The organism is Prevotella sp. AM23-5, from assembly GCF_003473645.1.
Lineage (GTDB): Bacteria > Bacteroidota > Bacteroidia > Bacteroidales > Bacteroidaceae > Prevotella > Prevotella copri_A.
Genome location: NZ_QUCG01000035.1, coordinates 1 through 23,257, shown reverse-complemented (window position 1 = coordinate 23,257; position 23,257 = coordinate 1). Strand labels below are relative to the sequence as shown.

Genomic DNA, 23,257 nt, shown 5'->3' with positions numbered 1-23,257 from the left:
AAACAACAACAAATGATTAGCAAGAATAAGATAAAATACATTCGTTCGCTCGAACTGAAGAAGAACCGCAACAAGGAAGGAAAGTTCGTGGCGGAAGGTTTCAAGGTAGTAGATGACCTGCTAGCCCTGCAACCTGCCGACCTCATTGTGGCAACCCAGGAGTGGCTCCACGGCAAGCACCTTGCGGCTCAGACAGAAGTGATAGAGGTGACCGAGGAGGAGCTTAAGAAGGTGAGCTTCCTGCAGCATCCGCAGCAGGTGCTGGCTGTATTCGGACAGGCAACATCAGGAGATTACTCTATTAACACCAACGAACTGAGTCTGGCGCTCGATGGCGTGCAAGACCCGGGCAACCTGGGCACCATCATCCGCATTGCCGACTGGTTTGGCATCACCCACATCTACTGCAGTCAGGATACTGCCGACGTGTATAACCCGAAGGTGGTACAGGCCACGATGGGCAGCATTGCGAGAGTGAAGGTGGAATATGGCAACCTGCTGGCTCTGGTAGAATCGCTGCCTGCAGATGTACCCGTATATGGCACCCTGCTCGATGGCGACAACATCTATCAGCAGCAGCTGGAAAACCGGGGACTCATCGTGATGGGAAACGAAGGAAAAGGCATTTCGCCTGCCCTTGCCAAGAAGGTGAACCGAAGACTGCTCATCCCGAACTTCCCGGAAGGAAGAGCCACAGCCGACAGCCTGAACGTAGCAATCGCTACAGCCATCACCTGCTCAGAATTCAGAAGAAACTTTTAAAGACCAAAAAGGTCAAAAGGTCAAAAGTGATTTTTCGGAATAGTTAAACAGCATCAAATCATATAACTATGGAAGTAAATGAATTATTTAAGCAACGCAGCATAACTGCCTGCATGAAAGCATCCTACAATACCGTGACGAGCGATATCCGTTCGCTCGTGAAGCAGACATGGGTTACCCACGTGCCCTTCGCAGTATTGCTGGCAATCGTACTTTACTTTCTCCTCCCCAACAAGTCGCTTCACGATTGGGGAGAAGCGAATCCGATGGCTTCATTCATCCTGCAAACCATCATCTACGCAGCCACCCTCGTGATGGCGGCAGTATCATTCTGGCATCTCCTGCCCCACAAGCAGCTCTGCCCTCAGGGCGAAAAGCGCAAGCCGGGCAGATCGCTGGTCCGCATCCTCCGCCACTTCGGAGGCTTCCTCATGACCTGCTTCCTAGGCATGATGATTGTAGGCATCGCCACCTTTATAGCAGCTGTGCCTACCATCATCCTCATCATCGCCCAGCTCTACTCACAGTTGGGTGCACTTCAGGGCGATCCGCTCGGCGTACCGGGCTATTTCACCCCACTCCTCTTCCTCGTCTTCACCCTCACCAGCCTACTCATCATCTATGCCCTCACCTGGCTCGGCATCGCACTGGCTTACCAGTATGCATCCTACAAGGTGCAGGATGAGGAAAAGAAAAAACTGAAGGAGAGTCAGCAGCAGATGGCCGTAGCCGGCATAGAGCAGATGGCTGCAGAAGAAGAGGAAAGCAAGAAGTATTAATCATATTAACATAAAAAAGAGACAATAGAAAGAGACATGAAACAGACAAGATTACTCTTCATCGACCGCGACGGAACCCTGATTCAGGAACCTGCGGACGAACAGATTGACAGCTTCGAGAAGCTGGTATTCACCAAGGGCGTATTCCGCAACCTCGCCTTCATTGCCCAGCACACCGACTACGAGCTGGTGATGGTGAGCAACCAGGACGGATTGGGCACCGACTCCTTCCCGGAGGATACCTTCTGGCCTGTCCACAACTTCATCATCCAGACCCTGGAGAGCGAGGGCATCCACTTCGCCAAGCAGCACATCGACCGCCACTTCCCGGAGGATAACTCGCCGATGAGAAAGCCGGGCACGGGCATGCTGACCGAATACATCGACAATCCAGCCTACGATATGGCAAACAGTTATGTAATCGGCGACCGTGAGACGGATGCCCAGCTTGCCGAGAACCTGGGTTGCAAGAGTCTGATTCTCGGAAAGGATGGTATGGACTGGGACAAGATTGCTGAGATTCTCTTTGCCGGCGACCGCATCGCAGAAGTGAAGCGCACCACCAAGGAGACGGATATCTACATCAAGGTAAATCTCGATGGTTCAGGCAAATGCGACATTTCTACCGGTCTCGGCTTCTTCGACCACATGCTGGAGCAGATAGGCAAGCACGGCATGATGGACCTCACCATCCACACCAAGGGCGACCTCTATGTGGATGAGCATCATACCATTGAGGATACGGGTATTGCACTGGGCGAATGCTTGCTGCAGGCTTTAGGTGACAAGCGCGGAATAGAAAGATACGGCTACAGTCTGCCAATGGATGATTGTCTCTGTCAGGTAGCATTGGACTTCGGTGGCCGTCCATGGCTGATTTGGGATGCCGAGTTCCACAGAGAGAAGGTGGGCGAAATGCCAACCGAGATGTTCAAGCATTTCTTCAAGAGTCTGAGTGATGCGGCAAAGATGAACCTCAACATCAAGGCAGAGGGCGAAAACGAGCATCACAAGATAGAAGGCATCTTCAAGGCACTTGCCCGCTCGCTGAAAATGGCGGTGAAGAGAGACATCTATCACTTCGAGCTTCCTAGCTCTAAGGGAATGCTATAATAAAACGAAAAGTTGTTATTAGCAGCACGCCCTGTTATTAGTAGCACGCCCTGTTATTAGCAGCACGCCCTGTTATTAGCAGCACGCCCTGAAAGGGCAGAAGCTCCTAGCCCAGGGTAACACCCTGGGTTACGCATAAGCAAGAAAGACGCCCTGTAAGGGCAAAAGCTTCTCAAATACAAAGCTTTTGCCCTTACAGGGCGTCTTTCTTGCTTATGCTTACCCCAGGGTGTTACCGTGGGCTAGGAGCTTCTGCCCTTTCAGGGCGTATGGGATGTGGCTTATGACACACCCTCGCTTATTACATCCAAAAACAAGTTATATCCTGACTAAAACTTTGTCATGAACTCCACAACAATCTTATCCTTTTCTGAAGTCTTGGCAATGCCACCCTTGCGATAGAAATATTTCTCGTAGTTGATACGGATATCAGAGATGAATGGCTTGGCAAGGCTGAGGGTTACACCGCCCGTAACACGATGGCGCTTGTAATCATTGATCTTCAAGGCACCGAGTTCGGTATCAGAACCGCCATATCGGGTACCATCGCTGTGGTCGCTCATGAAATCATATCTTGCCAATGGCGAAACCTTCCGGATGATGCTCTTCTGATTGCGAACCGGAATATCATAGCATACGAAACCATCGAACGCATGCACATCGTGGAAGGCGTCCTTGCTGTAATGCTTGTAAAGATACTCTGCCTCTGCTATGAAACCACCCTTGTGGAAGGTAATACCACCATCATACATCGTTACCGTAATATCAGATGGCTTGATCTTCTGGGTACTCAACACCAGGTTGACATTCGGGAAGAGGAACTGAGCCTTGGCAGAATAGTTAACACCCTTGGTCCAGTAATCCTTCTGGTTGGTCAAGCCCGAACCGTTGAAGATACCGGCATTCACCACGATAGGGAAGCCAACATTCCAGGTGTATCCTATTTCAGCACCCACGTCGCGCACGTTACCCACCTGCTTGGCGATGAACGAACGGTTGGCAAAGTACTGCTGATGAGGAGAACGGTGAGCATCGATGGTGAATGGCACACGCTCCTGACCGATGGTGAACTGCAGGGTCTTCCAAGGCTTGATGCGTGTATAGGCATCGAGCATCTTGATCTTACCCTCGTCGCAGAGGTCGATTTCCGCCTTATAGCTTACCTGAGGTGTTACGTTGCCAGCCACGTTGATGCGGGCTGTACGCACCTCGAATCGTCCCTCCCCCTCTTCGGTCTGGTACTCATACTTTGAGCGGATGGTTCCACCAATTTTCATGGTCTTGGTGAATTCCTCGATGCCCTTCTCCAAAGAACTGTTTCCTGAATTCTGGGCATTCATTCCCATCGACACCATCGTGAGTGCCATCAACAAATACGTTTTCTTCTTCATTTCTTACCTTATTATATATACACGTAAATCTGATTTTGCTTATTCCGAATGAAATCTTTTCCTACTGATGCAGAAAGACATCTTCTTCATTTCGACTGCAAAGGTAAGAAGAAGATATTTCTACCGTAAAACATAAGTATTACAAAGCTGTTACATCGCTGATTTTCTGCACCTGTAATATCATTGTAATGATGGCAAAAACAGAGGAATAAACCACTTCATCCACAAATAAAATAAAAGATATGTCTATATCTCAAGTTTTTATGCTATCTTTGCACAGAAATGTGCGAAGGTAGCATTTTTTTTTGTTTACCTTTCGACTCTTCTTGCGTCATACACATAAAAAGAAACAAATGGAAGAAACAGAATTTGAACATATCGCCCAGGAAATGCGCCCCAGGTTGACGGCACATTGTCAACGCTATCTCTCGGCAGGAACCCTTGCCGAAGAAGCCGACGACATCGTGCAGGAAACCCTGGTGAAGCTCTGGAAGATGCGCGAAAAGCTCTCTGAATACCAGAGCATCGAGGCCTTAGGTATGACGATAGCCAAGAATCTCTGCATCGACCATCTGAGACGCAACAAAGCCCAGACGGCATCGCTGGAACAGATGAAGCATCCCGCAGAAATCTGTACGGCAACAGAGCGTACCGACCAGACCATCGTCGGCGAAGATACGCAAAGGCGACTCAACAGGGCGATGGACAGGCTTCCGGATACGCAGAGAAGAATGCTGCTATTGAGAAGCGAGGGAAAGAGCCTCGATGAGATTGCCGAAATCTGCGGAGCCAACAAAACGAGCACCAAGACGATGATTTCTGCAGCGAGAAGATCATTGTTGAAAATGATGAAGTCATAAACTCTAAAAATGAAAGAAATGAAGAAACTAGAAGATATAACCTATCGCCACGAGCTGATAGAGCGCTACCTCGATGCTGATACCAGTGTGGAGGAAGAACAGGCATTGGCTGATTTCTATCGCCATTGCGAGGATAAGGAATTAACGGATGAGGATCTCGACATCAGAAACCTGATGCTGGGAATGGAGAACTATACTCCGAATTTCCATCAAACAGAAATGGAAATGATGGAAGAATTGGACGGAAAAGAAGAGATGAAAGAACTGGACAGAAAAGAAGAAGCTGATGGACAGCCGCAAATGAAAGAGATGTCCCTTGCAACTTCTAAGAAGCACGAGACAAGATGGGTACGCCTCTCTGCGATACTTCTTGCTACAGCGATGCTGGCAGGACTCATCTTCCTGCTCTTCCCTATCAAGGATTATTTCTCATCCTCTTCTGAACAACCTGGTCTTGCCAACCTGGTTCCTACAGAGCAGGTGGTTCGCTCGCAGCCATCTTCTGAAGATGGAAACGAGCATCTGAATGCGTACGAAAAGATGGAACGTGCCGACTCCCTCTTCCTGGCAGCTACCCGGGATATCGTGACTCCGCAGGAGATGAAGACAAGCAAGATTGCCCTTGCCAAAAGAAAGAATATCGCAGGAAGAAACGAGAAACATGCAGGGAAGACTGCAGTAAATACGGAGAAGACTTCATCTGAAGCAGAAAGAAGCATTCATGAAGATTTCAATCAGATTTATGAAGTAGCCTCTGCCGCCCTGCCTTCTGCCGAGCAGCTGACCATCAACCGCCAAGGTGATAACATCGTTATCTCAACCCTGGACAACGAAGGCAACATGCAGCATTACACCATCAATATCACAGAAACACAAGATGGTAGTTATCAGCTACTTCCATTGGCACAGTTAAACGAATGATAAAACATTTCACGCTGAATTATAAACATTTCACGCTTATGAAAAAGTATATTTTCACCATTGCATTTGCCCTGCTGGGCATAACCAGCAGTATGGCATCCAAGGCAGATACCCTGCGTATCTACAGCATCGACGGCGAGCGCATCCCAAACTTCACCGGCAAGGAACTCATCGGTAAAACCATCAAGAATTACCAGGTAAACACCAACGTCCTGCCGGCACCCAAAAGAGATGTGATAGAGATTCATATCATCACCACTACCACACCTCCTGCTGCCAAGCCAGCTCCTCACTATCTGATCAAGGGCAGAGAGCAGGAACTGACTAAAGAGGAATTCAACAAGATTTCTCCCAGCAAGATCAGAGCCATCGAGATCTTGAAAGAGGGCACCAAAGCCATTCAGGAAAGAGGTCTGAAGGAGGATGGCAGAAGCTACATCATCGTTACTCTGGAGAAATAACAGACAAAACGTATCCCTTTTTCTTCAGCGACTCAATCTTAACGGTCGCATCATGCTGAAGAGCATGGCGGAGATACGTCATCTGCACATTCACAGCCAGGGAGTTGGCATAGCTCACGGTACCCCACACCGCCTCCTGTATCATCTCCTTGCTTACTACATTGCCGATATTCTTCGCCAGCAGACGGAGGATGTCGGCTTGTCGGCTGGTAATGAGCACACGAGAGGAACGGGTACGAAGCTCATTGTTGTTATAGCAGAAGGTGGTTTCACCGAAATGATACACCTCCTCTTCTATCGTCTCACTCTCATTCATGGAGAACCGCTCCTCTATTCTTGCCAGCAACTCTTCCGGATAGAAGGGTTTGGCAAGATAATCGTTTGCCTTCAGGGAGAAACCTTTCAGTCGATCGTTCTTCTCCGTACGGTCGGTGAGGAAGAAGATAAGCACCTTCGGGTCGATGGCTCTGATGCGCTCAGCCACCTCATAGCCATCCATCTCCGGCATATTGATGTCGAGCAATACTAGGTCGGGCTTCACCTCCGGGAACTGCTCCCATGCCTTTTTGCCATTGCCGGCATAAGTCACATCGTAGCCATGCTGCTGCAGGAAACTCTTCAGCAACATGGAATACTTCAAGTCATCGTCTGCAAATAATATCTTGATCATTTTTTCTGTTGTTTATAGCGTTAAACCGGATGCATCAGGAGTGTTGCGGGATGACGATTGAAATCCTGGTTCCCTTGCCCACTTCGCTCTGCATCATTTTTCTGCCCCCATGGGCCTTCACAATCATATCCACAAAACTCAAACCCAAGCCGATGCCTGGCTGCATCATATCCGGGTAAGCATTGCTGCGATAGAACTTCGTCCATACTCTCTGCTGTTCATCGGACGAGATGCCGATGCCATTATCTGATACAGAAATCATGACTTCCCCCTTCCCGGTATCTCGGCAGGTAACATGGATATTGACTATGTCGCCGGAATACTTCACCGAGTTCTCCATCAGATTGCTGACCACATTCAGAAGCTGGTCTCTATCTCCCATCATCCTATCGGAAGTGCGCTGGTAATCGAGCGAAACATTCACCTCCTTCTGCTTATTCTTTCGATAAACTGCCACCAGATTCTGCAAGGCGGCATGGATATCGAAAGAAGTTATCTGGAGTGGGATATGTTCCTCTGCCCTGATTACTTCCCGGAGTTTGGCGAGATAGGCAGTCAGGTTATCGCTCTCCTCTCTTACGGTCTCCATGATAAGGGAATTCTCATCCTTCTCATCTGTCTTTTGGGCAGAAAATACGGACACACACATCTTCAGCGTCTGCACGGGGCGCTTCAGCTCGTGAATCATCGTATGCACGAAGTCGCTTCGCATCTTATCCACCTTCTTCTGCAGGAGCATCACCTTGATGAGATAAGCTATGCTCAGGAGAAGCATGATGGTAACCAGCAGACTTCCTATCATCTGCCACATCATTCCCTTCAGAATGGGCAGCATCGGCACCTGCATCCTCATCTGCATCGACTGATACTGGATAGGATTAAAAGGCACTTCCACCAGCATTTCGTGATGAAACAAGGTAGGAGGCTCTACGACTCTTGTCTGCCACAGACGATGCTTTCCCGTCTTCATCTCTGCCCCGATGAAATCATTGCCCAGTTTCCTACTGATGAAACGGTCAAAATGCGCCTTGTCAAAGCGGGTAAGCTGGTAAGTGATGTAAGTATTCAGGCAATCAAAAGAAGTGTTGGAATCCGTCTCACGCAAATCGAAAGTATCTCTCTTCTGCATCACGTTGCTGAATCCCGGCTTGCTATACACCACTCCACCTATGATTGTATCCGTATTCAGCGGAGAGCAAACCGTTGTAACGGGACGCTTGTAGTCTGAAAAATATGCCGTGACGACATAACCGATATGTGATTTTTCTTTTACCGCTACTCCGATATTTGTCAGATAAGTGACTATTGCCTGTTCCGCCTTTTCGGCGTTTTTCTTCCCCATCTCTCCCATCGAATAGGTCACGCTATTGTATAGCCAATAAGTCTGCAAGCCTATCAGCAGGAAAGAGGAAAGGATGGCGAGCAGCCAGACTTGTTTGATTCTTCTATTCATATCATTTTTTTTTCGATGCAAAGGTACAAAGATTTCATCATATATAATAAGGTGAAGCAAGATTATTTTGCCAGCGTAATGTTTCAGTAATGATTATTTGCGATTTTGAGCCCGAAAAGCTGTTCCTTTGCAGACGAAAACAAAAAGCAAGGAAGAAAATGAAGAAAGAAACAGTTATATGTGCGATGCTAGCCACCGCCACCTGTACAACAGCACAAAACGGGAAATTCCCGACATCCGGAGTTTGCGCAGACTCAATACAGACGGAAAATGATTCGATCAAAGCTGATAAGGAGACTGAGATTCAAGCCGTAACCGTAACAGGTCATCGCCCGATGTACAAGATGAGAAACGATGCCCTGGTTACCCGTATCCGCAACACTCCCTTGGCAAAGGAGCCAACGCTGGAAGATGTATTGAAGCACATCCCCGGCATGAAACAAACCGCCGATGGAACTCTGGAAGTAAACGGACTGGGAGCACCCATCATCTATCTCAACGACAAGAAGGCGACTTCTGCCGAACTCTCTCATCTCGATGTGAAGCTGATAGATGAAATAGAACTCATTACCACTCCTGGTGCAAAATATGATGCAACGACGGGAGCCGTACTGAGAATCCTGACGAGAAGAACAGACGAGGGTATATTCGGCAAGATGCAGGTGTATGATGAATTGAGCGAGGTGAACACCAACCACGAGGAATTGACTCTGGGTTGGGTAACGAAGAAAATTTCGCTCACAGGATTTTACGGTTACACAGACAACCGTTACAATGTGCATCAGCCACAGGAAGCGCTCGTAAGAGCTAATGATGGCGAATATCTCTTCGGAGCCGACCGCCATGGCAAGAACAAGGCAAATTATAACGCTACGGAACTCAACTTCGACTGGTTAATCAGCAAGCAGCACGAAGTGGGAATACAATGGGAAGGGCTTTGGCTGAATGGCGGTAGAAGCGAGAAACAGCAGCAGTACTATCGCTATCCTAACCCAGCAGGAGACACAAACAGCGAGATGAAGCTTTCTGATGCGGATGGCGAGATGAAGTATTTTGATGCGGAGAGCCAGCAATGGGGACACCAGCGCAGCCACCACTTCAATCTCTTCCATCTGGCTAAATGGTCGAAGCATTTCTCATCACAGATTTATCTGGACTATGCCAGGAACAAGGATTCTGACAGCCAGCCTATCACGGAGAAAGAAGGTAGCGAGATGCAGGAAACCCTCAACCGCTCTAATTCCAACTACGATATCTATAGTGGAAGAATCGAAGTCAAGCAACTCTTCTCAGACAAACATTCCATCAACTATGGTGGCGAATGGAGCCTGATGGAAGGCAAGGGAAAAACCGAAAGTTCTGCCGATATGCTTGGAACTACGGAATACAAAAACCACGATACCAAGACGGCTGCTTACCTGCAATATCAGGGTGAAGCTGGCAGATGGAGCTGGTGGGCAGGCATCCGATACGAACATCTCACATCCCGATACACCAATCTGTCGGAGGAATCTCCCGACAATATGGAGCGCCATTACGACCAGTGGTTTCCATCGTTCGGTATCACTCTCAACGAACCATCGTGGCATCACTCGCTCAGCTTCCGAACTACCACCGCCCGACCTTCTTTCAATCAGCTCAGTGGGAACATCTACTATATCTCGCGCTTTCAATATCAGATCAGTAATCCGAAGCTGCAGCCTGTCAACACCTATCGTCTGACCTACTCGGTACAGTGGAAAGACTTCATGGGAATGCTGAGATACACCCGTACCGACCACTCCATCATGTACATTCATGAAGTGCCGGAGGACAAGCCCGTAAGATACGTGAGTACATTCATGAACTTCAACAAGATGCAGAAATACATGGCCTATCTCAACTGGGGTCACGCCTTCGGCTGCTGGCGTCCGAATGTCAATGCAAGCATCACTTACCAGCGCTTCTCTGCAAATGGTCACGGAGAGCTAATCAGCTATAACGGAGCAACTTGGAATGCATCGTTTGACAATTACTTCACGCTACCAAACGACTATCAGCTGTCGCTCTCCTACAGTTTTGACAACGGAGGACAAGTGGGCAAAACGAAGTTCAGCCCCACTCAGAACTGGAGTCTTGGTGCCAACAAATCGTGGATGGACGGCAGATTACAGGTTGCCTTCAGTGCCAACGACCTCTTCCATCAGCAGCTCTTCAAGGAGCGAACCCACGAGCATGCCGTTGACTTCTCCCAGACAGAGGATTACAAGCTATGGAGCTACAAGTTGACCGTAACCTGGAAATTCAACAAGCGCAAGGGAAGATACAACGGCATGAACAGTGCGGAAGATGAATTGAACCGACTATAGCCGGACAAGACTCTCTTATCTTAATGATCTTTATAATTTCAAGTATCCGGGTTATCCCACTCCCAGCAGTTCTACTTCGAATATCAGGGTAGAACCGCCTGGGATGCCCGGCTGCGAGAACTTGCCGTAGCCCATCTCGGCAGGGATGTAAAGTTCCCACTGGTCGCCCACGTGCATCTGCTGCATGGCAACAATCCAGCCATCAATCAGGTCGCTCAATCGCATGGCGAAAGGCGTACCGCCACGGCTGGAATCAAACTTCTTGCCGTTGATGGTCCAACCGGTATAATGAGCCGTCACGATGCTGCGTCGGCTAGGCTGTGCTCCCTTCGGGTCGCCCTGCTTCAACACCTTATAATATATACCACGAGGCAGCGCCAAAACGCCCTCCTCCTTTGCCTTTTCCTCCAGCCAACGCTTGTTGGCCTCAACATATTCTCTTTTTGCCATAAATCTATTTGGTTTCTTAATATACTATGATTTTTGCGCAAAGTTACAAAAATCTATCGTATCTGCAAAAGAAAAAGGAGAACTTTTCTTCTTTTATCAAAGAAAAGCAGTACCTTTGCACCCTAATCAACCAAAAATACGATATGCCACAATCACTACATATTGCAATTATTGGTGGGGGTGCCGCAGGATTCTTTGCGGCGATAGAGGCCAAGCGCAACTTCCCTCACGCCGACATCACGATTTTCGAGAAGAATTCGAAGGTTCTCGCCAAGGTGGAAATCACGGGAGGAGGAAGATGCAATCTTACCAATTCCTTTGAGGAGATTTCTGACCTGAAACAGGCGTACCCTCGCGGACATAAACTGATGAAGCGACTCTTCAAGAGATTCGACTACCAGCATGCCTTCGACTGGTTTGAGGAGAACGGCGTGCCACTGGTTACACAGGATGACCAATGCGTGTTTCCGCAATCACAGGATTCGCATAGCATCATCGACTGTCTGGTGAATACCGCCAAGCGACTGGGCGTGAAGATACAATGTAACCACCAGCTCACCGCCATCACCGAACTGGAGGATGAGCGCCTGCTCCTGGATTTCAAGATTTCAAAAGAAAAGGGAAATCTATCGGGTGCATCTTCTGCCTCTCATCCCGTTTCCGAAATCAGGCAGATTGCCTTCCACCGGGTAGCCATCACCACAGGCGGTCATCCCAAGCTGGAAAGCTTCAAGCATCTCTCAGACCTGGGACATGCAATAGAGCAGCCTATCCCATCGCTCTTCACCTTCAACATCGCCGACAAGGCTTTCAAGAATCTGATGGGCACGGTGGTAGAACCTGTATATACCAGCATTCCGGGCACCAAGCTGAAGGCAGAGGGTCCGCTCCTCATCACCCATTGGGGCATGAGCGGTCCTACCGTGCTGAAGCTCTCATCCCATGCTGCCCGCTATCTGCACGAGAACAATTATCAGATCAGGATTTCCGTAAACTGGGTACACGAAAGCAATCGCTCGCTGGTGGAAGAGAACATCCAGGGCATCATCATCGCCAACCCGCAGAAGCAGTTGGCTAGCATCCGCCCTTACAATCTCCCATCCCGCCTCTGGCTCTTCCTGATTCAGAAGATGGGATATGCACCCGAGAAGAAATGGAGCGAAATGGGAAAGAAGGGTTGCAACCTGCTGATAGAAACCCTCACCAACGATCTCTATCAGGTGAACGGCAAGGGAGCCTTCAAGGAGGAGTTTGTTACCTGCGGCGGCATCAGCCTCAGCAACATCGACCTGCATACCCTGGAGAGCAAGGTGTGCCCTCACCTCTTCTTTGCCGGAGAAGTGCTCGACATCGATGCCATCACCGGCGGTTTCAATCTGCAAGCCGCCTGGACCACGGGGTATGTGGTGGGACAACATATCGGAGAATAGCCTATTCCTCTTTCGAAACAAAGTCTTTCACGATGCGGGTGTATTCCTCGTGATGGTCGCGATATGCCATGGCATGAACGGAGCCTTTGGCGATGAAGATGGCTTTTCTGCCCTTCGTCTTTGCCTCGTAAAGCGGATGAAGCATGGCATAAGGCACGAAGGCATCCTTGTCGCCATGGATAAAGAGCATCGGTTTGGTGCTCTTGCGAACCTGCTCTATCTGCTGCGCCTCGGCAAACGACCAGCCGTAGCGATACTGGCAAAGGGCGGAAGTGGTATTCATCAGCGGGAAGGCAGGCAAGCCAAACTGGTCTTTGAGCTGAGCGGAAAACTCATCCCACACGCTGGTATAGCCGCAGTCCTCCACAAAGCACTTCACGTAATCGGGAGTCTTCTCTCCCGATACTGCCATCGTGGTTGCCGCACCCATCGAAATGCCATGAATCACCTGACGGGTATCAGCTTTTAAGCTAGCTTTCCCATCATCCAAAGAACTCTGATTCTTCACTCTTCGTTCTTCACTCTCCACTTTAAAAATCTCATTGGCGATTTCCGACCATCTGATGACATCCCATCTATCCTTCCATCCCATCTGGATATGGTCGCCCTCGCTCTCTCCATGTCCATACAGATCTGGCAGGAGCACATTATACCCCATATCGTGATTATAGAGATAGGCGATGTGCAGCATTCCCTCGGAGCGCACCTGATAGCCATGCACCACCACGGCAGTCTTTTCCGTAGTCTTCGGTGCATAGAGATAGATGGCATGGGCCTTGTAGCCCGACGGCATCGTGACAAAGGTATCCTTCACACAATGGTGCTGATACACAGAGTCCATCCAGCCAATCATCCAGGGGCACTCGTTCTTCATTCTGTTCTTCCAATGCTCAGCCGTCATTCTCTCCTCCTTCGGATAGTTGAGCGAATAATTGAGCATATAGTTGCTGGCGCCATACAGTCCCAGCACCACGAGCACCACCAAGCCCAGAGCCGAAGCGATGCCTATCTTTCTCATCGTTTTTTGTTTCATCTTCATTCTTTTTGCTATTAAAAATATCTATTATAGAGTTTCCGCTGCAAAATTAAGGAAAAAGATGGAATTAGCAAAGAAACGGAGGAAAAAATCCAGTTAAATTGAAGCATAAAGCTGCATTTATATGGGTATATGAACTACGACAAACTATCGATAAGCATATCCCAGAATGGATAGAGTTTAAACAGTTACAATCTATCCATTTCCTTTTTCCCTGCCCCTTTACCTTTATATTTTGTTTTAACTGTATTAAACTTATATCTTACGATACATTCCACTGCCCTTACAGACGCAGCCTTTTCAATATAGACATCATTCATTCCGCTGAAAATGGTAAAAGTATTATTGCGGGCAGTATTAAAGATGTCATTTGCAGACAACTTGACATTCCATTTTTTAGATAAGTCCTTAGCCAAAGAAAGATTTATCTGTCCAACACTCCCCATCTTAATATTCTCACTATTTCCCGCACTACGCCAACTGTAATTTACTGTCGCCATATAGTTGTTATGGAATTTGAAAATATTATTGAACTTAACTACAACCAAAGGATTGTCCACGTGCTTTATATTTCCTCTGTAATCAATCTTGTAAAATTGCGAGACAACACCACATGCCAATACGGGATAATAGCATTTCCAAAGGAATCCGGGCATAAAAGAAGCCATTATCTGTAAGTTAGACAGACTGTTTCTAGAATTTTCCTTTTTGAGCAAAGCAATAGTCTTTGAATCATCATAATATGTATATGATGTTATTATTTGGTTTTGCACCTTTTTATAATTAGCAGTTAATGCCAGCCAGCGATACCTCAAATTCAAAGAGATGTTGTCGCTATAGGATGGTTGCAAATACGGATTTCCACTTTGATAGAGATATTTGTTAACATAGTGAACCGTGTTGCTCAACTGAGAGTACAATGGACGATAGCATTGCTTAGAATAGCTCAGCTGCACCATAGTTTTCCCAATAGGCAGAGACAATGAAGCAGTCGGGAAAAACTTATCATAAACATGTGACTGTTCGTGATTTTTTCTGCCACCTATAAAATATTCACTGTTCACATGCTCATACCTGCCACCGATACGGAATGTTACATTGCCTAGATGCTGCATAGTTTCAACGTAATATGCCATGTTCAGCTCCTGTATTTTATTGTTCTCGCCTGCCATAATGCTATTTTCACTTTCTGAATTTTCCTCACGGCTACTATTGGTGAAATCTACTCCAAAGCTAAAATTACCTTTAAGAAATGGGTGTGACGCATATAATTCCGTTGCCATTAACCTAGCATGCCCAACATCTTTTATTCCGAAATCCTGATTGATGCCAGTTTGCTCTATAACATTTTGATTTTCACGTGTTTTTTTCCACATTAAATCAAAAGTCATTTCCAAATTCCATTTTCCCCAAACCCCATGGCAATATCCATCTAACAAATGTTCCAAATCTCTTAATTTGATATCCTTGTATGCAGAAGTCTCACTTTCAATTACATCATCAGAATATAATGATGACATAATGCTAGAATTGGTCTTTATTGGAGCATAAGACACTTGGTAAAATGCGCCAAATGAGAGTTTTGGAGACGAGGAAAAATCAAATCCCCATTTACCATCAATCAACTTTGAGTGCTGTGTCGATTTCATAGTCGTATTCTGCTGATGATGTGACGAGAGCCATGAATTCTGAACATTTTTGCTAGAGTTCGTATCCTTGCCTTTCTCAAATCCCAACGTTCCAAAAACATCCAAATTGTCAATTCTATAGTTCAAGTCCAAATTGTCTTTGCCATACAGATAATTACGATAACCAATAGTAGCGATGTTATCAAAGGAGAAACCATCCCCAACCTTTTTAATGGTTGTTATCTTTATGATGGAACCTACGGTTGAAGCATAACGTGAACCTGGATTCGTTATAACTGTTATCTTATCTATTTGGTTAGCCTTCAATTGCTCAACTTCTATATTATTGCGGACAATATGTCCATTGATATAGAAGACTGGTTTTCCCTTGCCAAAAACTTCAATGGAACCATTATTATTCAGTACACCAGGCAACATACCCATAACGTCTTTTGCAAAACCAAGTTTTTCCAAAACGGTACCTTTGACTTCTGTCACAAACCCTTCGCTGTTCAACTTTGCCAAAGGGCGGGTTGCTCTAACAACAACCTCCCTTAATTGCAGAGTATCCTTTCCAAAATTTTGGTTAGCGATACCAGTCTGTGCCAAACAGATTTGAGCTAAAATCAAATGAAATATAATACCAACAAATCTTTTTACCTTAAAATCTAACATTTTCATCCGTTCCTATATCTTTTGTTTTATAAAACTCTATTCCACTCTTAACAAAGAGCTGTTTATGTTCTTATTAACATCCTTCTCTACTTTTTGGGTCTTCCTGCCAAAGTCGAAGGAGTAAGCAACCTTGATGCTGGCATATTGCGAAGCCGTCTGGTCTTTGATGCTCTTACTGTAGCTGTAGATAGGCAAACCCAACCAATATCGCTTCTCCTGCTTTTTGAAAGGCGATGCTGCCTGAAGTTCTACATAGAGGTTGCCCCTGCTGTAAGAACACGACATTCCATAATCGATAGGAGTCTTGCTTATCACCAAAGCAGCTTCATCTAAAGACTTCTTGCCAAAATGCAGGTAAGGCTTCAAGGCAAAATCTCCCATGAACATATTCAACCCAAGATTACCCGTCAAATTGTTGTTATGCTTCGACCAGGTAGTCTTCACCTCCGCATGGTTATATCTGATATCTCCCGACAAATTGGCAAACTTACACAGTTTGTACTGCAAGGCGAGGATAGCAGAATAATATTGAGCATTTCCACCATTCGAGTAAGTCTTCACTATTTTCCCGTTTGCCTCATCCAGGTAATAATCATCAGTTACAGGATGATGATTGTAACGGAATTGTCCGATGGCAGAAACACTCAACCTGTTGAAACGCCCCATATAATACAAATAGGTGTTGATGTCATGCGATTTCTTCAGTTCAGGCATTCCCTTTTCCATCATGTGGGAATTGACCTGAATCATAGCCCGGTTGATGACATCCATACCATGATTGGAGTTCACAAAGTTGAATGACCACAAGAGCATTCCCTTATTCAGCTGGTATTGCACATTCGTATTGATGCGAGGAGACAGCTGGCTAAAACTGTTGTCTCCATGCAGATGATATTGAAGCCAATCCAATCCGATGCGGTTTTTCAGACTCAAGCGCCTGCTAGCCTGGAAATTATAGGAGAAGAAAGCCAACGACTCCCCTTTCCACAGATGCTGCCAAAGTTCGCAATTGCCGGAATAATCGGCATTCCAGACATCGTGGTAATGAAACAGTTCCACAGATAAGGAATGCTTTTGAGAGAAATAATTATAGATGGCAGACAGCTGGAACGACAGCGCATTCTCATCTTCATCGGTCATTGTCTCGAAAGGCTGTTCCTGGTAAAGACGATGATAGGAGTTGACAGAATACTTGCCATGTACTCCCAAGGTAAGCGTCTGATTCTTGCTTAATGGCAAGTTAACGTTCAGGTCAATCTTAGGAGACAGACTCTTCTTCCGGATATTTGAGAAGATGTCCGTCTCTGTGCTTTCCTTCGCAAAACCAGAAGATGCATTTCTTGGAGTAGAGAGGTTGACGAGCGTAAACTTGCCCACCCAATATCTCTTTCCCTTCTGGTTCTGATAGCGGAACTGCATATATTCCTGGTGGTTCCGGTAAGAATTCTTACTATAGCTCTCCCTATCAAATAGGGATTGCGGAAACTGATAGTTCTCATTGTTCCAGGTCTCAGTACCATCCACATGACTATAGTTTGCACCAGCAAACACAGTATAGGAATTGTTACCTTTTACATAATTGGTGGCAACGTTATAGTCGCCATGGTCATATCCCATCGTCTGCAGTCCGTCAGCCTGCACATATCCTCCATATCGGTATTGTTTGGTGATGAAGTTGACGACAAGCTTATCCTTGGCGTATTTTCCCGATGGAGCATCATGATATTCTATCTTCTCGATGTCACGAGGACGGAGCATCTGTATTTCCCGGATGTCGCATTCCTGCCCATTCAGATACAAGGTGGCTTGCAGTCCCATCACATCCACCTGATTCGATTTTGCATCGATGATGAGTCCTGGGATATTCAGGTTTTCCAACACCCCGAATCCATTGACCGCATGTTTTCGTTGCTGGCTGTTGGGATAGATGACGAGATGATCACCCACACGACTGATATTGGAGGCTGATACCACCACATCATCCAAAGCTTTAGTAGAGACAATAGAGTCCTTCCCAGTGTTCTGAGCGAACATGGGTACAGCAGCCATCAGCAGTCCAAAAGAGCAAAAAGCCGTCTTCATTCTTACAATATGTTTTTATTTCATCATTATCTAGTACAAAAGTACACATTATTATCCAAAGCCATTACATCTCTTCCGTTAAATTTGTATAACTGCATCAAATTACCAATTCCATCCAGTTCTTCATCCCTCCTACCCGTAATGCATTCCCATGTTTTGTCATACATCATCTCTTAAAAAACCTAACTCATAGAGTTAACATCCAAAAGTCATAGAGTTACGGGGAGAAAAGCACAGAGTTACGAGAAGAAAGCTATAGAGAGAAAAGCTAAAAAAGCCTGATTTTGACTCCAAAACCACAGAAAAAATAACACGGACAAATTGAATTTGTCCGGCTCTTTTGTCCGACGGCTTATAATATTCTAAATATCAACTACTTAGAACCAACCGGACAATTTGTCCGGACAAATTCAATTTGTCCGTGTTTTAAAAATGAGCTATAATCTGCTCTTTTCTGCATTACCAGCACCTGTACCCTTATACTTGCTCTTGGTGGCATTGAAGTTATAAGTTACATTGACCAAGAACATGCGGGTATTATCTATACCGGTTCTGGTGAAGTGCGCATACGAATTATGATATTGCCAACTCTCGTTCTGTCCATGAAGCAAATCCTCTGCTTCCAGTCTCACAACCAGTCGGTTATTCAGGAACGACTTGGAAATAGACGCATCCAGGGAATTCCATGCATAGTTGACACCCAATTCGCTATAATTACGCGACTGGTAAGCGTATTCCAATCGAGCCTTCCAATGATGTGGCAATACCCATGTATTCTCCAAATCCAGATAGAGAGAAGGACGATTGGCATTATAGTCGCTGACGTATTTGCTGGCATCAAAGAACTGATTGAGCAGACCTACCGTATAGTCAAGATGCCATAAGCCTATCACCGGAGTAGCCTCAAGATAGAACTTCAGGTTCTGAATCTTATCTACATTCTCGTAATATGACAGGGCTATATCCTTATTGCCCTGGAATGGCTTCATCATATATACCGAGGCATTCTTGTTGTAGATATATTCAGCAGAGAAACTCAGCCAGGAATATTGCGCATCCCATTCCAGATGATAGGCATCCGTTGGTCGCAAGTTAGGATTACCGCTTTCATAGGAATGACGACTCGTATATCGGGTATAACCGGAAAGACGGAAGTAACTTGGTCGATAGGTCTTTGCCGTGAAACTCAATGAAGAATGCCACTTGCCCTTGTCATATCCCAAGGATACATTAGGAAATACATTATCATACTTTCTGCTCATATCCGGGTTGAGCACTCCCTCGGCATAATAGTCTGATTTTACATGCTCATATCTCACACCGGCATTCAGGGAATAATCTCCCAACGACCATGCAGCCTCAGCAAAAGCAGCTATGTTCTGTTCCTTGATTCTGGAATCATTGGATGCAGCCACACCACCCTCGTTCTTGTTGTTGGTATGACTATCAGAATTTGTGTATTCCGAACCAAAGTCTATGTTCAACTGGTCGGTCAAAGGATAAGAAACAACCAATTTACCGGCAAGCAACTTTCCTTTGGTATGGCTATCTGAACATACAATCTGGTCGCCCAACTCAGAACTGGTTTCTGTGGCTTTCTGTATCTGGTCTTTCGTCCGCCACATAGCAGATGCATTCAGGTCTATACTCCACTTGCCTATCTTACCATCATAATAAAAGTCAGCCTGATGAAAAGGAGTCTGCTTGGAATCAGACTCATCGTTGAGATAATTCACATCTCCCTGGTGAACTCCATCCTGAAAGATGGAATAGTTCTGCCTAACAGTAAAATACTTAGTATTGCCAGAACCAAACTTATACTTCAGACCGATGGTATGATTTTCATTGAATTCATAATTGAAACCCAGATTGGCATCAGGTCCATAATTTCTAGCATCTATGCGCCCTGCAGATTTTTGATATATCTGATGCTGATTTCCATTGATATATTCATCCAATCCCAACTTATCATAAGAATAGTAATCTGACCACTTCAATCCACCGAATACATCCAGTCCACCCACACGGTAATTGAGATTAGCCTGCTCTTGCCAGGCATTCTTCATGGCAAAACCATATTTTGCCTGAAAATTACCACTCCATCCATTACCTTGCTTCTTGACCGTAGTAATACGAATCACCGAATTGACCTGGGCATCATACTGCGCACCGGGAGTCGTGATAACCGTCACGTTCTTCACATCCTTGGAAGATATGGTTTGCAATTCATTTTTATCGGTCAGCTTTCTGCCATTGACATAAATCTCCGGTGTACCTTTTCCAAACACCGAACAGTTTCCATCCTTATCCACACGCACTCTTGGAACCTGCTTCAACAAGTCGGCAACCATACCTGCATCACTCAGTATTGTACCCTGCACCTGGGTTTGGAATCCCTCGCGAGTCAGTTTTGTCTTTGGGCGAACCGCCTTCACTATCACCTTCTGCAGGTTCATCGTTGCCTCCTTCAGAGTAATTGAACCAATCTTACCTGTATTATAAGTATCGACAGCGGTATGATAGCCCACGCAACTTACTCTTACTATCGCCTTTCTGGCTCCGCAGGGAATTACGAACTGACCGTTTTCATTCGTCACACCGCCATTTATCAATGAAGAATCACGAACATTCAGCAAGGCTACATTGGCGAAATCTACAGGGCGTTTCTTATTGTCTATGATGCGACCTATCATCTTGGTGGGAGTCTTCTGCGTACACTCCACAAAAATGTTTTCGCCATCTATCGTCATCTTCATCGGATAGAAACCCATGATCTGGCGGATGGCATCCGGAGCTGTTCGCTTCACGATACTTGTGGTAACCGTGAAATCCTCCAGTTCATCATACATAAAGTTGATATGGTAATCCTTGGTGCTCTTGGCAAGGATGGTGAGCGCTTCTGACATAGAAGTGTTACGGAAGCTGCGGGTGATGCGTTGAGCATAGATGGTCTGAAGAGAAAGGCTCATCAGACCTGCCAGCAGCATGATATATCTTAATCTTTTCATCTTATTCCACGATTAAAGTTTGACCTTCATGACGAATATTCACTTTCTCGAAATGATTCAACAGTTCGATGATATCATCCAGACTCATGTTCTTCTCCAGTTGCAGGAAGAGACGGATATGGCGAGCCGACTCGTTCTGATAAGTTACCTGGAGATGGAAATGCTCGGCGATAGGAGTCAGGATATACTGAAGCTCAGCGTTTTCGTAAACCAATGGGAGCTGGGCAAGACTTGCAGAATCTGTCTTTTCTTCTATGTTGGATTTCTGAGGAGCAGAAACCTGCTGGATAGAATCCTTTCGGGATGCCACGAGTTCGGTATTGTTCTTATCTGATGCCTGATGAGAACGGGTTACCAGATGAATGGCAGCAAAGGTGATACCGGAGACGACAAGGACGGCAGCAACGGCAGCCACCTTTCTCATCGGGCTCCAGAGAGGAAACAACTTGGCGGTTTGCTGGGTTTCTGCATTCTGACTCATCTCTTCTTTCTGCTGCTTTTCTTCTTTCAGCTTCATCTCATCTTTCAGCTTCATCTCGTCTTTCAGCTTCTCCCATTCTGCATCAATCGAAGGCATCTTCATCTCTTCCTTCGACTTGGCGAAATCCAGAGACTGTCGGGTCTCTATCAGCTGCTGATAGAGTTCATCCACATCCTCATCGCCCAGAAGTTCATCCTTCTCGGTTTCGGAGTACTTTTCAGGATGCTCCAGGAGATCGAGGAGCAAATCCCATTTCTGAGAATCCATCTTCTGAGGGTTCATCTTCTGAGGATCTATGTCAGATAATTCATGTTTCATTTTCTTTTCCTTTCTTCATTTTAGGGTTATTGTATAAGCGGATTGCAAATCCGCAAAATAAAGAGGTCGAACCTTTTTTAACGACGGATTGCAAATCCGTCGGAACGCCTGGCGGATTATTTACCTTTCAACTTTTCTCTGAGCATTCGCAAACCTTTCACGATATGCTTGTTCACTGCCGAAACACTGATGCCCAGCTCCTCCGCCGTATCCTTATACGACATTCCTTCCCGATAGCACAATCGGATGACGGAAGCTGTCTGGTCGGTCAGGTCATGGTCGATGCAATCCACGGCAGCCTGCCATCGCTCTTCCAGGCGAGAAGGTTCTTCCTCCGTCAATTTTTCTTCCGAGAGAGGGAGAAGCCGTTTCAGTCGTTCATCTCTCTTCTTTCTGGCTATGAGATTGATGCAGGCATTCTTCACGCTCCGCATCAAGTAAGTCCGGTCTGGAACCAGCTGTTTATCCCACAATCTGGAGAACACATCACTCACCACATCCCTCGCCTCCTCATTATCATGGAGCAAGGCAAAGGCGAAGCGATACATCTGCTCGTAATGGTCGTGGAACAGCCGTTCCATCCGCTGTTCATTTTCTTCTGTCATCACGTCATTTTCTTCTTGTTTCTACTCTTATATACAAGCTTTCCGGAAATCAATTACCCCTAAAATGAAGAAATCTTCTATTTTTTTCGAAAAACCGATGCAAAGGTAATAAAAAACACCATAAAACCAAGTAATTTGAACTATTATTGCAAGAAAACCCTGCAAAAACTTGGAACATAAAAAATAAAATCGTATATTTGTGGCAAAAATGGAAAGATAATGAAAACGACAAACGATTATATTACTATACTTCGCAAATACCTGAGCACCAAAGCAGATGCTTATGGCATTACAAAGATAGGAATCTTTGGATCTGTGGCTAGAAACGAACAGACCGAAGACAGCGATGTTGATGTTTGTGTGGAAATGAAAAAGCCCGACTTATTTACAATGGTACACATCAAGGAAGAACTGCAAGAGCTCTTTGGTAAGCCTGTAGATATTGTCCGACTTCGCAATAATATGAATCCGATGCTTTTTAAGCAAATTAAAAGAGATGGAATCTATGCATGACGAAGAACTAATCATCACTATTTTGACATAGATGAATCTATTGTCTTTGATGTAGTCAAGAACAAACTCCCTGGAATGTTAGAAACAATTAATAAGATGATAGAAGAATTATAAGAAACATCGGTCAAGCAAAGAGCAAACCAACATGGTTTTGCCTTCGCTTGACCGATTGTCATATATTCATTGTTGTATTGAGAGAGAAATTTATTTAATCGGCTCTGCATGGATACAATAGTAACTCTTCAAGTGTCTTATACGTGAAAAAGTTGTCAC

General features: G+C 45.8%; 19 protein-coding genes and 1 pseudogene. 10 read left to right on the top strand and 10 right to left on the bottom strand.

Features of this window, described 5'->3' with window-relative positions:
* Positions 1-12 precede the first annotated feature (12 nt).
* The 3 genes from DW657_RS09845 to hisB all read left to right on the top strand — a co-directional run bounded on the left by DW657_RS09845 (position 13) and on the right by hisB (position 2,654).
* Complete coding sequence (locus DW657_RS09845; protein ID WP_118312369.1) at positions 13-762, top strand: RNA methyltransferase; 750 nt, start codon at positions 13-15, stop codon at positions 760-762.
* Positions 763-830: 68 nt separating this feature from the next.
* Complete coding sequence (locus DW657_RS09840; protein WP_147381925.1) at positions 831-1,541, top strand: hypothetical protein; 711 nt, start codon at positions 831-833, stop codon at positions 1,539-1,541.
* A gap of 36 nt (positions 1,542-1,577) precedes the next feature.
* Entirely contained in the window at positions 1,578-2,654 is a 1,077-nt protein-coding gene (gene hisB, locus DW657_RS09835; protein ID WP_089545343.1) for a bifunctional histidinol-phosphatase/imidazoleglycerol-phosphate dehydratase HisB, read from the top strand.
* A gap of 329 nt (positions 2,655-2,983) precedes the next feature.
* Here hisB and DW657_RS09830 read toward each other — a convergent pair whose 3' ends face one another.
* Complete coding sequence (locus DW657_RS09830) at positions 2,984-4,045, bottom strand: porin (protein WP_118312367.1); 1,062 nt, start codon at positions 4,043-4,045, stop codon at positions 2,984-2,986.
* Positions 4,046-4,398: 353 nt separating this feature from the next.
* On the opposite strand from DW657_RS09830, the gene DW657_RS09825 reads away from it, so the two are divergent.
* From DW657_RS09825 to DW657_RS09815, 3 genes are read left to right on the top strand one after another with little or no spacing between them, the layout of a single operon-like run.
* The gene (locus DW657_RS09825) at positions 4,399-4,905 is read left to right on the top strand and encodes an RNA polymerase sigma factor (protein WP_118312366.1); all 507 of its coding nucleotides are present in this window, start codon (positions 4,399-4,401) and stop codon (positions 4,903-4,905) included.
* 18 nt (positions 4,906-4,923) lie between these two features.
* Positions 4,924-5,826 (top strand): hypothetical protein, encoded by a 903-nt coding sequence (locus DW657_RS09820; protein WP_147381924.1) that lies wholly within the window; start codon positions 4,924-4,926, stop codon positions 5,824-5,826.
* A gap of 38 nt (positions 5,827-5,864) precedes the next feature.
* Positions 5,865-6,287, top strand: a complete 423-nt coding sequence (locus tag DW657_RS09815) for a hypothetical protein (RefSeq protein ID WP_118312364.1) — start codon at positions 5,865-5,867, stop codon at positions 6,285-6,287.
* Here DW657_RS09815 and DW657_RS09810 read toward each other — a convergent pair.
* Together DW657_RS09810 and DW657_RS09805 are read right to left on the bottom strand one after the other, a co-directional pair.
* Entirely contained in the window at positions 6,271-6,957 is a 687-nt protein-coding gene (locus tag DW657_RS09810; protein WP_118201233.1) for a response regulator transcription factor, read from the bottom strand. The two genes, DW657_RS09815 and DW657_RS09810, sit on opposite strands and share 17 nt — an antisense overlap.
* A gap of 34 nt (positions 6,958-6,991) precedes the next feature.
* On the bottom strand, positions 6,992-8,410 hold the full coding sequence (locus DW657_RS09805) for a sensor histidine kinase KdpD (protein WP_118312363.1): 1,419 nt from the start codon (positions 8,408-8,410) through the stop codon (positions 6,992-6,994).
* A 158-nt stretch (positions 8,411-8,568) separates the two neighbouring features.
* Between DW657_RS09805 and DW657_RS09800 the strand changes: the two genes are divergently transcribed.
* Positions 8,569-10,758: an outer membrane beta-barrel protein gene (locus DW657_RS09800; RefSeq protein ID WP_158577347.1), complete on the top strand. Its 2,190-nt coding sequence runs from the start codon at positions 8,569-8,571 to the stop codon at positions 10,756-10,758.
* 51 nt (positions 10,759-10,809) lie between these two features.
* Here DW657_RS09800 and DW657_RS09795 read toward each other — a convergent pair whose 3' ends face one another.
* Positions 10,810-11,208: an FKBP-type peptidyl-prolyl cis-trans isomerase gene (locus tag DW657_RS09795; protein ID WP_118312361.1), complete on the bottom strand. Its 399-nt coding sequence runs from the start codon at positions 11,206-11,208 to the stop codon at positions 10,810-10,812.
* A gap of 143 nt (positions 11,209-11,351) precedes the next feature.
* Between DW657_RS09795 and DW657_RS09790 the strand changes: the two genes are divergently transcribed.
* Positions 11,352-12,638 (top strand): NAD(P)/FAD-dependent oxidoreductase, encoded by a 1,287-nt coding sequence (locus tag DW657_RS09790; protein WP_118312360.1) that lies wholly within the window; start codon positions 11,352-11,354, stop codon positions 12,636-12,638.
* Position 12,639: 1 nt separating this feature from the next.
* Here DW657_RS09790 and DW657_RS09785 read toward each other — a convergent pair whose 3' ends face one another.
* The 6 genes from DW657_RS09785 to DW657_RS09760 all read right to left on the bottom strand — a co-directional run bounded on the left by DW657_RS09785 (position 12,640) and on the right by DW657_RS09760 (position 22,471).
* Complete coding sequence (locus DW657_RS09785) at positions 12,640-13,671, bottom strand: alpha/beta hydrolase (RefSeq protein WP_233546772.1); 1,032 nt, start codon at positions 13,669-13,671, stop codon at positions 12,640-12,642.
* A gap of 191 nt (positions 13,672-13,862) precedes the next feature.
* A complete protein-coding gene (locus DW657_RS09780) occupies positions 13,863-15,977 on the bottom strand; it encodes an outer membrane beta-barrel family protein (RefSeq protein ID WP_158577346.1) in 2,115 nt (704 codons plus the stop codon).
* Between the two features lie 36 nt (positions 15,978-16,013).
* Positions 16,014-18,059, bottom strand: coding sequence for a hypothetical protein (locus tag DW657_RS09775; RefSeq protein ID WP_118312357.1), 2,046 nt, complete (start codon positions 18,057-18,059; stop codon positions 16,014-16,016).
* A gap of 437 nt (positions 18,060-18,496) precedes the next feature.
* On the bottom strand, positions 18,497-21,067 hold the full coding sequence (locus DW657_RS09770; RefSeq protein WP_118312356.1) for an outer membrane beta-barrel family protein: 2,571 nt from the start codon (positions 21,065-21,067) through the stop codon (positions 18,497-18,499).
* Between the two features lies 1 nt (position 21,068).
* Positions 21,069-21,866 carry a DUF4974 domain-containing protein gene (locus tag DW657_RS09765; protein ID WP_118312355.1) on the bottom strand — a complete coding sequence of 266 codons (798 nt, stop codon included), beginning with the start codon at positions 21,864-21,866 and terminating at the stop codon, positions 21,069-21,071.
* A gap of 116 nt (positions 21,867-21,982) precedes the next feature.
* The gene (locus tag DW657_RS09760) at positions 21,983-22,471 is read right to left on the bottom strand and encodes an RNA polymerase sigma factor (RefSeq protein ID WP_233546762.1); all 489 of its coding nucleotides are present in this window, start codon (positions 22,469-22,471) and stop codon (positions 21,983-21,985) included.
* A 219-nt stretch (positions 22,472-22,690) separates the two neighbouring features.
* Here DW657_RS09760 and DW657_RS09755 point away from each other — a divergent pair, with 219 nt between their 5' ends.
* Both DW657_RS09755 and DW657_RS18695 read left to right on the top strand, forming a co-directional pair.
* On the top strand, positions 22,691-22,984 hold the full coding sequence (locus DW657_RS09755) for a nucleotidyltransferase family protein (protein ID WP_118312354.1): 294 nt from the start codon (positions 22,691-22,693) through the stop codon (positions 22,982-22,984).
* Between the two features lie 24 nt (positions 22,985-23,008).
* A pseudogene (locus DW657_RS18695) lies at positions 23,009-23,098 on the top strand (antitoxin); the annotation flags it as partial.
* Positions 23,099-23,257: the final 159 nt, after the last annotated feature.